General features: G+C 48.4%; 14 protein-coding genes and 2 pseudogenes. 12 read left to right on the plus strand and 4 right to left on the minus strand.

The genetic code is table 11. From position 1 onward, the window contains the following. The first annotated feature begins 99 nt into the window (after window positions 1-99). The 7 genes from sicA to ACQGXV_RS19890 all read left to right on the plus strand — a co-directional run bounded on the left by sicA (window position 100) and on the right by ACQGXV_RS19890 (window position 7,797). Window positions 100-651, plus strand: coding sequence for a type III secretion system translocator chaperone SicA (sicA, locus tag ACQGXV_RS19860; protein ID WP_440862871.1), 552 nt, complete (start codon window positions 100-102; stop codon window positions 649-651). Between the two features lie 2 nt (window positions 652-653). Next, window positions 654-2,579 carry a type III secretion system translocon subunit SctE gene (sctE, locus tag ACQGXV_RS19865; RefSeq protein WP_440862873.1) on the plus strand — a complete coding sequence of 642 codons (1,926 nt, stop codon included), beginning with the start codon at window positions 654-656 and terminating at the stop codon, window positions 2,577-2,579. Between the two features lie 51 nt (window positions 2,580-2,630). Next, the gene (locus ACQGXV_RS19870; RefSeq protein ID WP_440862875.1) at window positions 2,631-3,881 is read left to right on the plus strand and encodes a hypothetical protein; all 1,251 of its coding nucleotides are present in this window, start codon (window positions 2,631-2,633) and stop codon (window positions 3,879-3,881) included. A 71-nt stretch (window positions 3,882-3,952) separates the two neighbouring features. Continuing rightward, on the plus strand, window positions 3,953-5,152 hold the full coding sequence (locus ACQGXV_RS19875) for an IpaD/SipD/SspD family type III secretion system needle tip protein (protein WP_440862876.1): 1,200 nt from the start codon (window positions 3,953-3,955) through the stop codon (window positions 5,150-5,152). Between the two features lie 93 nt (window positions 5,153-5,245). Next, a complete protein-coding gene (locus ACQGXV_RS19880) occupies window positions 5,246-5,596 on the plus strand; it encodes a hypothetical protein (protein ID WP_440862877.1) in 351 nt (116 codons plus the stop codon). Window positions 5,597-5,612: 16 nt separating this feature from the next. Further along, window positions 5,613-7,526 carry a hypothetical protein gene (locus ACQGXV_RS19885; RefSeq protein WP_440862878.1) on the plus strand — a complete coding sequence of 638 codons (1,914 nt, stop codon included), beginning with the start codon at window positions 5,613-5,615 and terminating at the stop codon, window positions 7,524-7,526. 34 nt (window positions 7,527-7,560) lie between these two features. Continuing rightward, complete coding sequence (locus tag ACQGXV_RS19890; RefSeq protein ID WP_440862879.1) at window positions 7,561-7,797, plus strand: acyl carrier protein; 237 nt, start codon at window positions 7,561-7,563, stop codon at window positions 7,795-7,797. Here the strand turns inward: ACQGXV_RS19890 and ACQGXV_RS19895 are convergent. Then, on the minus strand, window positions 7,782-7,952 hold the full coding sequence (locus tag ACQGXV_RS19895; RefSeq protein WP_440867524.1) for a helix-turn-helix domain-containing protein: 171 nt from the start codon (window positions 7,950-7,952) through the stop codon (window positions 7,782-7,784). The genes ACQGXV_RS19890 and ACQGXV_RS19895 overlap by 16 nt on opposite strands. Window positions 7,953-7,972: 20 nt before the next feature. Next, a pseudogene (locus tag ACQGXV_RS19900) lies at window positions 7,973-8,419 on the minus strand (integrase core domain-containing protein); the annotation flags it as partial. A 58-nt stretch (window positions 8,420-8,477) separates the two neighbouring features. Between ACQGXV_RS19900 and ACQGXV_RS19905 the strand changes: the two are divergent. Then, window positions 8,478-8,738 carry a transposase gene (locus tag ACQGXV_RS19905; protein ID WP_440862880.1) on the plus strand — a complete coding sequence of 87 codons (261 nt, stop codon included), beginning with the start codon at window positions 8,478-8,480 and terminating at the stop codon, window positions 8,736-8,738. Between the two features lie 162 nt (window positions 8,739-8,900). On the opposite strand, the pseudogene ACQGXV_RS19910 reads toward ACQGXV_RS19905, so the two are convergent. Continuing rightward, a pseudogene (locus tag ACQGXV_RS19910) lies at window positions 8,901-9,056 on the minus strand (IS256 family transposase); the annotation flags it as partial. A 451-nt stretch (window positions 9,057-9,507) separates the two neighbouring features. Between ACQGXV_RS19910 and sixA the strand changes: the two are divergent. Next, window positions 9,508-9,990: a phosphohistidine phosphatase SixA gene (sixA, locus tag ACQGXV_RS19915; protein ID WP_440862881.1), complete on the plus strand. Its 483-nt coding sequence runs from the start codon at window positions 9,508-9,510 to the stop codon at window positions 9,988-9,990. 52 nt (window positions 9,991-10,042) lie between these two features. Here the strand turns inward: sixA and smrB are convergent, their stop codons facing one another. Continuing rightward, window positions 10,043-10,615, minus strand: a complete 573-nt coding sequence (gene smrB / locus ACQGXV_RS19920; protein WP_440862882.1) for an endonuclease SmrB — start codon at window positions 10,613-10,615, stop codon at window positions 10,043-10,045. 314 nt (window positions 10,616-10,929) lie between these two features. On the opposite strand from smrB, the gene prmB reads away from it, so the two are divergent. From prmB to mepA, 3 genes are all read left to right on the plus strand, one after another. Then, complete coding sequence (prmB, locus tag ACQGXV_RS19925; RefSeq protein ID WP_440862883.1) at window positions 10,930-11,862, plus strand: 50S ribosomal protein L3 N(5)-glutamine methyltransferase; 933 nt, start codon at window positions 10,930-10,932, stop codon at window positions 11,860-11,862. 84 nt (window positions 11,863-11,946) lie between these two features. Then, on the plus strand, window positions 11,947-13,032 hold the full coding sequence (gene aroC, locus ACQGXV_RS19930) for a chorismate synthase (RefSeq protein ID WP_440867525.1): 1,086 nt from the start codon (window positions 11,947-11,949) through the stop codon (window positions 13,030-13,032). A 7-nt stretch (window positions 13,033-13,039) separates the two neighbouring features. Next, the gene (gene mepA, locus ACQGXV_RS19935) at window positions 13,040-13,867 is read left to right on the plus strand and encodes a penicillin-insensitive murein endopeptidase (protein WP_440862884.1); all 828 of its coding nucleotides are present in this window, start codon (window positions 13,040-13,042) and stop codon (window positions 13,865-13,867) included. Window positions 13,868-13,869 lie beyond the last annotated feature (2 nt).

Here is a 13,869-nt window from a genome sequence, read left to right on the forward strand (position 1 = left end):
ACAGTATGATAGTGCATGTATTCATTACTGTCTGTATTCTCGATGAATTGTCGTTGTATTAACATTTTTCCATTTTATAAATAATATGGAAGGTCTAAAATGAGTTTTAAAAAGGTAATGGATGCTAAAAATGAATTGCGTGATGAGGTTGAGGAAACCTTGCTCAAAGATTATTCAGAGCAACTCATGGATGCCATTCATAATGGCGCAACGTTAAAAGATGTTCATGGCGTATCTAATGAAACAATGAGTGATGTTTATAAACTTGCTTATGATTTTTACCATATGGGCAAGTTAGATGACGCTGAATCTCTTTTTCGCTTTTTATGCATCTACGATTTTTATAACCCAGAATATGCAATGGGGTTGGCAGCGGTTTATCAACTCAAAAAGAATTACTCAAAAGCCATTGATTTTTATGCATTATCATATTCACTTTCGGAAAATGATTATCGACCCATGCTCTATGCTGGGCAGTGTAACCTGATGCTTTGTCGTTCGGTTCAGGCGAGTAAGTGTTTTGATATTGTAACCGAAAAATGCACTGACGCAAGTTTGACAGAGAAGGCACAGGCGTATTTGGCCGCCTTAAAAGACATGGATGCTAACGAAGAAAATGGATCTCAAAAAGAGGATGCTAATAGGGAGTAATAATGAACATAGCTATTGATGATTTTTCTGCGGCATTCGCATTATCTGGCGGCGGTGAAGTTGAAACACATCGCGCTGAATTAATAAAACAGAGCACGGCTATCAAGCGTTTTGGTGAGGCTGGGCTAAGGGAGCATCCGCAACGAGATTCTGTTGCCGTGGCAATGAAATTGTTACAGCCAGAGCAGTTGACTGCCATTTTACAAAATACCACTAACGCATTGCAGGGAAACGCAGCTCAGCTCCGGACATCACTAGATGCCAATATACCGCAATTGGCCTCCGAGCCTTTTGCTTTATCTCCGCTGTCCCAAATCGCATCAGGCGCAGACCATCTTGAGGATTCGTTGACCGCATCTGCTCGCATGACGAGCTTGTTAGGCAAAATGAATCAGCTGACTGGCGATGCGACATTACAGAAAATGGTTGAACAACTGAAAATTTACAATGCGCAACTGGAAGGGCATTCTCAGGCATACCGTGCGCTCGCCGATCAATTAGAGAACGATGCTCAACGCTGGGCTGATGACAGTGATGCGTTGTCGCAAGCGCAGAAACGGGCCGATGGACTAAAACAGCAAGTTGCCGTTGCGACAGATACTTATACCGATGCACAGAAGACGTTGCAGTTTTTGCAAAATCAGGCAGATCAGGAATTACAAGAGAACGGCGTGCTATCCCCTGAGTTGAGCAAGAAAATCGAGGAAGCGAAATTTGCTGTTACCGAGGCATTTAACCGCAAAGCGCAGTCTGTGGCCCAGTATGAGGATGTACTCAAAAACCAACTGGAGCCTGCACGACTGGCAGAAGCCGCCAGTAGAGCGCTTCTGGAAAACACCAAGCAGAAGGCCCAAACCCTGATGGGGGCTGTACCTGCACAGCAAATTTCCGTTATTGAATACAAGCGGAAACAGCAAAATGAAGGTGCAAAAAGTCTCTGTTATTTACTGGCTATCATTGCTGAACTCATTAATAAAAGTGCCAGTGAGGATTTACAGGCAAGTTCTGCATTGAAACAAAAGCTGGCAGAGGCGGCGGCCAAAGATTCTGAAAAAAAAGCGCGCGAGTATGAGATTGAGCAGCGTAAAGCAGAAGATATGCAAAAAACCATGGGCTGTATCGGTAAAATTCTCGGCTGGGCTCTCACTATTGTCGGTTTCGCAGCGGCGATTTTCACTGGGGGGGCATCATTGGCACTGGCTGCCGTCGGGTTAGCATTGACGGCTGGCGATGCCATCTATCAAGCGATAACGGGCGAGTCTTTTATAGAGCAGGCTATGCAACCTTTTATGGAAAACGTCGTTAAGCCATTAATGGAATTGCTGGCTAAATATTATTCATTTATTTTGGAGTCGCTTGGGGTTGATAAAGAAACAGCGGCAATGATAAGTGAAATAATGGGGGCAATTACTGCCGTTGTTCTATTAATTGCAGCAGCTATGGTGGCTGGAAGTCTTATTAGTAAATTGGCAGATAAACTGGCTTCCACTGCGATTGTGCAATCCACTAAGGAGGCAGCAAAAAGGATGTTGCAAAAAATGATGGATAACGCTGTTGGACGACTCATTATGTCATGGGGATCAACTGCTGCACGTTCTATAGCTGTTCAGAATATCAAGAGTGCCAGACTCATTAATATTACACAGCAATCCCAAAATGCCGCAATGACCGCAAACGTTGCAATTCAAACCGGTATGGACATTGCTGTTGCCGGAACTAAGGTAGAAGCAGAAAAACTGCGTGCCAAAATGCTAGAAGATCTGGCATTGCAGAGTGTATTAAATACGCTATTGGACCGAATGGTAGAGAGTTTTACTCATCGCATTGAGGCAACAAATGCAATTATTGAAAATATGGCTGTCGTGGCGGAAAACCAGATGCAAGCGGGAAAGTATATAACCCGAAAAATGCAACATGTTGCCGGGTAATCCTGTTTATCATTAGGGGCTTTCAAAACAGAGACATTTACTTATACGGAGTTGAAAAATATGATTACGACATTATCGCCGGTCGCAACTCAAAACGGATTGAATGTAAATACGGATAATACTGTTTCCTCAGCACAGCCTTTTACTCTGCGTTCGCCAGATGTGCTTTCTTTGGCGGATCTGGCCTCTGCTTCCAGAAGTATCGGAGACGCGGATAGCGCCTACGCCAATACGCTGCCTGTTGAATTGATGCTTCCTGCATCAACCAATAAAGCAATACCTTCAGATACTAAAGCCGAATTGGCGCAAAGGCTGATGGATTCCCAGCAAGGAAGTGATATCGATAAGATAGAACAGGTTGTTGCGCGCGCCGCGACCCTGTGCAGCGCAAAGCTTCTGTCTGGAATAGATAATCCGGCAACGCGCAGTGCAAATGAAAAGCCAGGCAAGAACACGATGGCAAACACGGTGGAATACACGGCTGAGCGGGGACGTTCATATGCCGTTGTTGACGGGGGGACGGATACTACACCACCAAGTCCTGGCGGTTATCGTTATAGCAACGTGATGGGCAATATGGGGATTTTAGATGCGTTTACCAGTATCTTGCAGTCATTAAATCGTCAGGAAGCGCATTTTAATGCGTCGGCCGCACAGTGGTCTCAAATTACAATGGCTTCGGCGAATGCGACTGGGCAGCACTTGGTTAACTCAGCACGGGAGAGCCAGACGGGTGCCATCGTTTCTGGAGCGTTAAGCATGGGAATGCAGAGCGTCTCGGCATTCACAGCAGGAAGATCGTTAAAAGCAGAATCGGCTTCAATAGAAAACAATCTGAAAAGATCCAACCGGCTTAACGAACTAGCAGAACAGACGAAAAATCGCCTACAGAGCCATAGGGATAAATTGGTGAGTGAAGGTATCACTGTCGAGGATGACGTTACCGCGCGTTTGAAACGTGCGCATTCAAAACTGAATTCGGAAAGTATTTCTCTTCGCGATTCTCATCAACAAATATCGAATACATCGCAGAAAACCCGCATTCAATCTGATGCTTTGGTTCAAGCCAGTAGGTCGATTCATGATATTACACAGGGATCGTACGGTGTTACTGCTGCCGAGCAAAACAAAGATGCTGAAATAATGCGAGCGAATCAAACGGTGAGCAGTGAAGTCGATAATGTTCATCAGCAAACGGCCAAAAAATCCAGTGAGGGTGAATCGGCTTTACGACAAGCGTTACTGGCTATTCTTAATAATAACAATGATGCGGTCTCGGCGGTTGCCAGCAAGATGGCATAATGTATTCGCGTATTTAATGACGATACCCAGTTTATATTGTGTTGTTATCCCTTTTCTTTTTTGGCGAAAAAATGACTATTTCAAATCTGCTTTTACCGGCTTGTACGGCAATATTCCCACGCGTGAATACAGACGCTTATACCATAGCAGCGCATTTGCAGGGAACACCTGATGCCTCTGATACTTATTCGCGGAATGATGTGAAAACTTTTTTGTTATCTCTTATTGCTGACAACAAGGAGGGATATAAGCTAATCGAATGGCCATTATCATTCTATGAGATGCATGAGAAAATGCTCAGTATTGAGCAATCGCTCACCCATTTCAATATGAAATCCAATCCGGCATCGGGTGATAAATTATTACAGTACGTTGATGAAATCCGGCGTTCGCAACAAAAAAATGAATTGTCGGGAGAAAATTCCGATGACATAAAAGCGCAGTTGACGGCGTTACAGTGCGCAATCCAAACGCAGCTTAACAAGATTCAATCGCAGATTCGTGACGATAAATTAAAGAATAAAGCAGCAGTAGCAAAATCGGAAAATTTGGCTTATCAGGCACAGGTCGCTTTCCCTGATGAGGAATCTGAATCCACGCCGTCTCGTGCCCGACGAAGCGCAGACAATCCAAGTGAACCGTTTACATCGAGTACCAGTTACGCGGATCTCTGGGCAGAACTTACTAAAATTATCGCAAACGTTAAAACCAACTACGTGGATTTCTATGGCAATTTATTGCAGAAATACACTCAGATGTATGACGGGTATAATAAAACTGTGCAGAAAGTTTACTCTGATTGTACACATCAAGTAAAAAACGCAAATTCAGTAAAATTTGATGAACCCAACCTGCGAGAATGCGGATATAAGGCTTTTAAAGATGAATATCTCGACAAGATTCAGCTTGGTAGCGTGCCTTACTGGGATAAAATGAGCCCCAGCCAGCAAAAAGAGATGGTGGCAACGTTGGAACCAGCCTTCAAGGTCGCTACCGATGGGAAAATCAGTTTTAATATGGACACTTATGATAGCGTGGTTTTGGCGAAAGTCACAGATGATGGCTCATATAGCGAAATATATCTCACACGCTATCAAGCCTGGCTGACCAGTTTCACTTCTGTAAGCAGTGCTTTTCAGAGTAACATGCAATCTTTTGCCCAGCGATACAGTCAGGCAAACAGCACGTTTGATAATTTGAACAGAGTACTGAGCAGTGTTATCAGTACGCTAGGTGATAGTGCCAGAGACGTTCTAAAAGCACTGTCTTAATACTCAATTAGCCTTTTTTTAATAATTATGGTATTCAGACTAAAAAACAGTAATGAACTTCCCACGCCGTATTATAATTTGATGAGGAGTCCGGTGACGATAACATCAAATTTATGGGGTGTGAAAGACTATGTTTATCAAAGTGTTTATTACACACCGAAGAATGTTGAGAGAATAAAAAACATTCCAATGACGGACAGGCAGAGAGAGATTTATCAACGAGAAAACGGTATCCGCTATTTTAGAAAAATCCCGATATTTAATCAGCAACCGATTTATTCGGATAATCCGGGGATCAATGCCCATATGGATGCGATGCGTCCTAGAATACCTGAACCGAGAGCGGAAATTACCTGCTCACGGTGTTGGCGCGCGGTGGCTAAACATATAGAACGAGTAAGGAATAATATCGTTGTTAGTTTTAGAAAATTAGTTAATTACTGATTATTGTGGAGGCTTTATGACAATTGGGCCATCTGGAAATGTGAGCCCGGGTTTTGGTCGGTATATTCAGGCTGATATTTATAATCGAATGAACCGTGATCTACCCAAGGCAGAGACAATTACTGATAATATGGCTGGCTGCACCAACGAAGGACTTTCGCTAGCCGTAAAAAATTTCATTAAGGCACCGGACAAACTTGGGTGTGTCTACGGACTCATTCACACGCAGTCGCAATCTACGCTACCCGAAGCGGTGCGTAATACCAACACCACCGTTGAAGACCGTGAGCTATTCAAAAGTGTATTGGGCATGCTTTCCACAAAGGAAAGTAATTTCACCTCCTCCGATAAAGCATGTTATCAAAAACTTTGCGATCTTTTTTGTTCTGAAGTAATAAACGAGGATAAGGAATTTAACACTGACATTAGCCTGAAGAAACATGTAAAAAACGTTACCAACGATGATAAACAATTTTGGGTTGAAGCCGCGCCGCTGCTTGAAACCTACGGTAAGGATATCGTTAAAGACCTCACTGCGCATATGCTCAATCAGTCGATCAATGCGTGGTGCGAATACCATAAAATTACCGATCTTGACTGGGCTCGCTCGAATATCGAACAGATTTTCGATAGCACTATTCGCATGTACCTCAACGTGCTTGATGAAGAGAGTATGGACGTCACCAAAGAGGCAAAATCCGCTATTAAGGATCGCTCGGATATTCGCGGGGCTATTATCCGCTATGGCTATATGAAAATGTTTGGTGCCGTGGCGTCGATTCCTTTAGCGCTTCGACGTCAGACGCCCACTGGCGTGGCAAAGCCAAGCACCACAGAAACGGCAGTGGGAACGTCAGATTCAACGGGCACCGTGAACGGAAATTACTCACCACAATCATCCTCTTCCCCAGGAAACATTACCGTTTATGGTAGCAAGGCGACGGCGACAGCGTACGGGGGGAATACCCCAACGACGCCACCTGATCCCTGGAGTTCTATGACCGAAAAGCTCTTGGCTTCAGATAAGCTCGACCAGGATCAACGCTTCACATTATTGCAGGGGTTGATCGCCGCGATGGGAGAAAGGAGCGAGACGCCAGAGAATTTATTCAACCGCTACCCACTGCTTAGCCGACTAAACGGCATCAGCATGCAAGATTTATCCTCGCGTTCGACGTTGCCTAATGGAAATCTGACCACAGTAGCAGAGCCCCTTATTATCGATACGGATAGCATGCAGCCCAGCTCGCCAGTGGCTGAGCACCAACAGGAACTCCGGGTTCAGGTAAAGCGGCATGCTTCCACCAGCAGTTCCGTGAGTTCTGCTAATTCTGATATATCGTCGATGTCATCCGCGCGATCGCCTCTGGATAATTTCCAGATTGGCACGCTGTCACCCACGCAGAATATTAACCCCTTTGCCTCATTGGAGGCGTACCGTACCGCTGGGGCCGATCTCTCCGCCGTTGTGGCTGAAAAGGGGTCTGCGGCAAATGATGATTCTTCTGCGATCGGAGAAGCGGGCCGTTCGGATACCACCTCTTCAGTAGGCGGTTCCTCATCCGCTATCAACGATGCAGATCTGGCATTGCTGAAGCGCTGGCTGAGTGATGAAGTTCAAGACAATGAACAGGAGCAGGAGAGCATTAATAAACTGGTCCTGCGCGCGGATGGGGTATACACCAAATCGTTGGGTCACTTCCTGGATAGAGCATTCCTTGCGGAAGTTGGCACTGAGGAGCGCAGTGATATGCAGCAGCTCTATATCAACGAGGTATTTCGTAAAATGAAATTGCACCAAGATTTTTACCAATTAAGCCGCAATGCTCAGAAGTTGGTAGAGAAATACAGCGAAAAACGCAATTCTCGAGTCTTGACCACCATGCCTGGCGTGAGGCGCACCCTGTCTTCACAGGTGTCACGAGGATGATGGCGTGATAAGCGGGAGCGATAATGAGCGCCAGGTGAAAGCATTGATTCATCAGGTGAGCGGTATCCCGATTGAGCACATTGGGTTGCATGATAGCGTAATCGTCACGTTAGGCCTGGACTCGGTCGAGATGGTCGATTTACTGATGCAGCTTGAGACCTTCGGGGTGACGATCCCGTCAGCGCAGATAGACGCAACGCTGACGGTACTCGATATTGTTGAACGCTTCGTTGATGTGTCTTGTCCAAAAAGGGGTCAACCTACCTTGTAATCGGCAAGATGGATATTAAATTGCTTGAGTTTACGCCAGAAGGATGTGCGGTCAATTTTTAACGATGAAGCCATTTGTGAGGCTTTGCCCCGGCAGTGAATCGCTGCCTGAATGAGCTGTACTAGCTCAGACCTGATCTGACAGTTACCGGTTATTTATACAGATATCTGTCAGATTACATCCGGTTCAGATTCTTTTCTGCCCAGACCCGTTTTCCATCAAGTAACGTTGCCATTGGCGTTCGCCCGCAGCACATTTTTCCCTGATGAGTTCGCTCATTATTGTAATGCCACAACCAGTTGTCCAGATCTGCCTGCAGGCTCTCCAGGTCCCCATATAACTTCTTGCGGAACGTAACCTGATAAAAATCCTGCAAAATCGTTTTATGGAAGCGCTCGCAGATGCCGTTCGTCTGCGGAGACATTGCCTTCGTTTTTGTATGGTCGGTATCGTTGATGGCCAGATACAGCTGGTAATCATGCTGCTCCACCTTACCACAGTACTCCGTTCCCCTGTCGGTCAGTATTCTCAGCATTGGCAGTCCCTGGGACTCGTAGAACGGCAGTACACGATCATTGAGCAGATCGGCGGCGGTGATCGGCGTTTTACTCGTATACAGCTTGCAGTGTAGTGGTTGAATAATCAGGACACTAAACTTACATCCAAAACGGAGGTGTTTAGTGAACCATAAACGACAATTTACCCCTGAGTTTAAAAAGGAAGCCGTTGCCCTGGTAACAGAGCAGGGCTATACGATAGCCAGGGCAGCAGCATCGCTGGGCATAAGCAACAAAACCCTGCATACATGGATCTCGCTGGCACGCGAGCAGATCAACGGCGTACTCAGCGATGATGAACGTGCAGAGTTAAAACGGTTACAAAAGGAAAACAAAGAGTTACGTACAGAGAAGGAGACTTTGTTGAATAATTTAAGATACTGATTTATATAAGCATTATAAAATGTCAACGACTAATTTTTCCTCTCGGAATGCTTTTTATTGTGCTAACTATTTGATTTGTCGTTCTAACAAAATACATTCTCTGTAAATGCATTCTAACTAAAGAAGATGTAAATCAAACGGTTAAATTATTCAACAAAGCCGCTTAGCATACCCAAGGTGTATCTCCATCTCAGCTTGAAGAACCCGTTCCGCCAGTCTTTTAGTCAGCTCCTTGAGTAGGCCTGATTCACCCAGAAGCTCCTGAGGGGAGTGGCAATCCTGAAGCAGTTGGTCAATAAGTTCGTTGCTGATAGGCATTTTTTGTCCTCTGAAGTTTTTCCTCAAAATGCCATTTACACAGATCTTTTTACACTCTCGTTTTTTATGCTATTTAATTTTACTTTATGGTTTATGCATCTATTTTTCTGCAATGCGACGGTGGCAAAAAGTCTGTTTTTGAACTTTGCGGTCTCTCACCGTGGAGTAGTAAACACTGAATGCTAAATTAACCATATGATTTGTGTTGATAATATTGCCATTTTGCGGGTGCCGGCAGCAGAACGTGGCGTGCGCTCCCTTGTCCGCCTGCGCAAATCGGTTGACTCAAGCTTCCCATCTAAGGTAAAAAAGCGGTTCGTGCTTCGGTTAAATTTGCAACAAAATGACGCGTATTCCCTCTGTTTTGCCCCTGTGTGCATGGCGGCTTGATTATCGGAGAATATGCGCTAACAGCATAATATAACGAAGTTTTTTACTATAACGGTGTTATATGCAAGTGTTGATTATGCGTCATGGTGATGCAGTACCTGACGCAGCCAGTGATGCGCTTCGCCCGCTCAGTGCGCTCGGTGTTGAAGAATCGCGTCAAATGGCTTTCTGGCTACATGACCAGAGTGTGGCCATTACGCGTGTTTTGGTAAGTCCTTATGTCCGCGCCCAGCAAACCCTATCCACTTTGCGTGGTATCCTTTCCCTGCCTGATGAAGAAGACTGCCTGCCAGCGCTGACGCCGGGCGGCGATGCTGCGCTTGTCAGTGATTATCTGCTGGCATTGGCCGGTGAGGGGATCGAATCGGTGTTGATCGTCTCACACCTGCCCTTGGTAGGGTATCTGGTGGCGGAACTCAGCCCACAAACCGGTGCGCCGATGTTTGCCACCTCGGCGGTGGCCTGCGTTACGCTGGATGCGCAGTCGGGTGCTGGTGTGTTCGATTGGCAAATCAGCCCGTCACAGTTGGCGCTCAAATCCTGATCCGAGCTTGCGCCGTCGTCACCGCCAGGCGACAGCGTGCAAGCCGGGCGCATTAGCGTGACGGTTCAGTGCACGCCTTTATTTGACCGTACGCAGCATCCAGTTCCACCAACACCAACAACGCGGCGTCACCGCCAAACTCTTTGGGCGCCTTATGGAAAGCCAGAACGTCTGGATGTTGTGCCAACCAGAGTGGCGTTTGCTGTTTGAGAATATGCTTGCCGTGGCCGTGCATCACACAGGCGCAGTAAACGTGTTCACGGCGACAGGCCGCGAGCAGGGCACCCAGTTCTTGTTTGGCTTGCAACTGGGTTAATCCGTGCAGATCGAGAAACAGATCCGGAGAATAGTCGCCGCGCCGCAGCTTTTTTAGCTCGTAATGGCTGCTGCCGGGGCGCACGTAACGCATGGGGCCGTCGCTGTCCAACTGGGGCTGAAATTCGTCGGAAAAATAAAAACTGGCATCCACTTGTTCCTGCAACGCCTTGCGCGGCGGCAGCTTTCCTTCAACGTGATGGCGCTGTGGACGGTGTACATAGGTATCCTGGCGCAGCGTTTTGGTGCCAGCCACGGAGGCGCGGAATAACTGTGCTTCGCCATCATTCAGCGCGTGTTTCTTACTCATTCGGTCACCCCGTTGTGTCTCTCACGGTCCTTATTACGTCGGCGTATCTGCTTCCCGATGGGGCGGCCTGGCGTTAGGGCATTAATTCATAAGGCATTTGCCATAAATGACATGGGTCCCAGTGTAACCTGTAATAGTGCCTGTGCTACCTTTTTAATAGTAAACCTGAAATTACCAGAGCACTGAGAGGGAGAATCGATTGATAGGCGACGTAGAGGATTTCTGTGCGGGTGGGTGATATCTGCTGATTTGTCGTTAGCTTCATGGCAAACTAAGCGGCATTTCCTGACGGGTGGGGTCTGTGGAGGACTAACTTGGATAAAATTTTCGTCGACGAGGCGGTCAAAGACCTGCATACCTTGCAAGACATGCTGCGCTGGGCGGTAAGCCGTTTTAACGCAGCCGATCTCTATTATGGACATGGCACCGATAACCCGTGGGATGAAGCGTTGCAACTGGTGCTGCCAACCCTGTATTTACCCCTCGATTTCCCCGCGGATATGTATGGCTCACGTCTGACGTTATCAGAGCGGCACCGTGTGGTTGAACGCGTAATTCGTCGCGTGAATGAACGTCTGCCGGTGGCTTATCTGACCAACAAGGCATGGTTTTGCGGGTTGGAGTTTTTTGTTGATGAGCGCGTGCTGGTGCCACGTTCGCCAATTGGTGAATTGATTTCCCAGCAGTTCGCAGGACTGATCGCCGATGAGCCGCTGCATATTCTCGATCTCTGTACCGGCAGCGGCTGTATTGCGATAGCGTGTGCGCATGCCTTCCCCGACGCTGAAGTGGATGCTGTCGATCTCTCCAGCGATGCGTTGGCCGTCGCCGAGCAGAATATCCAGCAACACTGCCTGGAACAGCAGGTCACGCCGATTCGCTCCGACCTGTTTCGCGCGCTGCCGCCGCTCGAATATGATCTGATTGTCACCAATCCGCCGTATGTGGATGCGGAAGACATGGCGGATTTGCCACAGGAGTTTCGCCGTGAGCCGGAACTGGGTCTTGCTGCAGGCAATGACGGGCTGGATCTGGTACGCCGCATTTTGGCCTGCGCGCCAGACTACCTTAATGAGCAGGGCGTGCTGATTTGTGAAGTGGGCAACAGTATGGTGCATTTGATGGATCAGTGTCCGGATATTCCGTTTACCTGGCTGGCGTTTGAGCACGGTGGTGATGGCGTATTTATGCTGACAAAAGATCAACTGGTGGATTGTCACGGCCATTTCGCGGCGTATCGGCAATAAACACACCGATTATGCCGGGCTCGCCCCGGCAATATAAATCATAATGCAGTACAGAATAGCGATGTTACACAGAAAGGAGCCGTGATGGCAGGCAACAGTATTGGCCAGTTCTTCCGCGTCACCACGTTCGGCGAATCCCACGGTATTGCACTGGGATGTATCGTTGATGGCGTACCGCCGGGTATTCCGCTGACCGAGGCGGATCTGCAACACGATTTGGATCGCCGTCGTCCTGGCACCTCGCGTTATACAACGCAGCGCCGTGAGCCGGATCAGGTGCGTATTTTATCTGGCGTGTTTGAAGGGGTCACCACGGGCACCAGCATTGGCCTGATTATCGAAAATACCGATCAGCGCTCTCAGGATTACAGTGCGATCAAGGATGTATTCCGTCCCGGTCATGCTGATTATACCTACGAACAAAAATACGGCGTGCGTGATTATCGCGGCGGTGGCCGCTCTTCGGCCCGTGAAACCGCAATGCGCGTGGCCGCCGGGGCCATTGCTAAAAAATACCTGCAAATGACGCACGGTATTCAGGTGCGTGGTTATTTAGCACAGATGGGCGATGTCACCTGCGAATTGAAAGAGTGGTATATCGTTGAGCAAAATCCGTTTTTTTGCCCCGATGCCGACAAGATCGATGCACTGGATGAATTGATGCGTGCCCTGAAAAAAGAGGGTGATTCCATCGGTGCCAAAGTCAGCGTTGTCGCAGAATCTGTACCCGCAGGCTTGGGGGAACCGGTGTTTGACCGGTTGGATGCCGATCTGGCCCACGCATTGATGAGTATCAACGCCGTAAAAGGCGTGGAAATTGGCGATGGATTTGCGGTTGTCACCAAACGCGGCAGCGAAAACCGTGATGAAATTACTCCGCAAGGGTTCCAGAGTAACCATGCGGGCGGCGTACTGGGCGGCATCAGCAGCGGACAGGCGATTGTCGCGCATCTGGCGCTGAAACCCACCTCGAGCATTACGGTGCCGGGGAAAACCATCAACCGCCAGGGGGAAGCAACGGAAATGATCACCCGTGGACGTCACGATCCCTGCGTGGGGATTCGTGCGGTGCCGATTGCGGAGGCAATGATGGCGATTGTATTGATGGATCATTTGTTGCGTCAGCGCGCCCAGTGTGCGGACGTCGTGAGTCAGGTTCCTCGTTGGTAAACTAAACATGAAAAAAGGGTGGGTGGGGGCCATTGCCGTGCTGTTGAGCGCCGGCGTATGGGCAAAAACCCCGTGGCAAGAGATCGCACATCCGGTGCCGGGTACGGCGCAGGCTATTGGTGCTTTCTCTAACGGCTGTATTGTCGGTGCGCAGCCGTTGCCGTTGGAATCCGTGAATTATCAGGTGATGCGTGTCGATCAACGCCGCTATTTCGGTCATCCGGATTTGCTGGCGTTTATCACGCGGCTGAGTGCCAATGTGAAAAAGCAGACGGGCGGTATTGTGCTGGTGGGCGATATGGGCATGCCGGCAGGCGGTAGATTCAGCAGCGGCCATGCCAGCCACCAGTCCGGTCTGGATGCGGATATTTGGTTACAAATGCCGCTGCAACGCTGGACAGCGCAGCAGCTTCTGAAACCGCAGCCTATTGATTTGGTTGCAGCCAACGGTCGGCAGGTCAACCCACGCTTGTGGCAACCGCAGGTGACGGCACTCATCAAACTGGCCGCGCAGGATCATGAGGTCACTCGCATCTTTGTTAACCCGGCCATCAAGAAACAGCTGTGTCAGGAAGCGGGACAGAATCGTGATTGGCTGCGTAAAGTGCGTCCCTGGTTTGCGCACCGGGCGCATATGCACGTGCGGCTACGCTGCCCGGCAGACAGTCTGGAATGTCAGGATCAGGACGCGCCACCCGCAGGTGATGGGTGCGGTGCCGAGTTGAGCAGTTGGTTTACGCCACGCCACCCGAGCCCAGAAGCGCCAGTGAAAACGCCACCTCCGCTCCCCGCCTCGTGCCAGGCATTACTCGATAAACATCTGTTGGTGAACTAAAT

Source organism: Symbiopectobacterium purcellii, assembly GCF_052050035.1.
Taxonomy (GTDB): Bacteria; Pseudomonadota; Gammaproteobacteria; order Enterobacterales; family Enterobacteriaceae; genus Symbiopectobacterium; species Symbiopectobacterium purcellii_A.

Excerpts from the sequence above, each read along its gene's own strand:
- mepA (WP_440862884.1), top strand. The coding sequence starts at position 13,040 with ATGAAAAAAGGGTGGGTGGGGGCCATTGCCGTGCTGTTGAGCGCCGGC.
- sixA (WP_440862881.1), top strand. The coding sequence starts at position 9,508 with ATGCAAGTGTTGATTATGCGTCATGGTGATGCAGTACCTGACGCAGCC.
- sicA (WP_440862871.1), top strand. The coding sequence starts at position 100 with ATGAGTTTTAAAAAGGTAATGGATGCTAAAAATGAATTGCGTGATGAG.
- sctE (WP_440862873.1), top strand. The coding sequence starts at position 654 with ATGAACATAGCTATTGATGATTTTTCTGCGGCATTCGCATTATCTGGC.
- ACQGXV_RS19885 (WP_440862878.1), top strand. The coding sequence starts at position 5,613 with ATGACAATTGGGCCATCTGGAAATGTGAGCCCGGGTTTTGGTCGGTAT.
- smrB (WP_440862882.1), bottom strand. The coding sequence starts at position 10,615 with ATGAGTAAGAAACACGCGCTGAATGATGGCGAAGCACAGTTATTCCGC.
- aroC (WP_440867525.1), top strand. The coding sequence starts at position 11,947 with ATGGCAGGCAACAGTATTGGCCAGTTCTTCCGCGTCACCACGTTCGGC.
- ACQGXV_RS19875 (WP_440862876.1), top strand. The coding sequence starts at position 3,953 with ATGACTATTTCAAATCTGCTTTTACCGGCTTGTACGGCAATATTCCCA.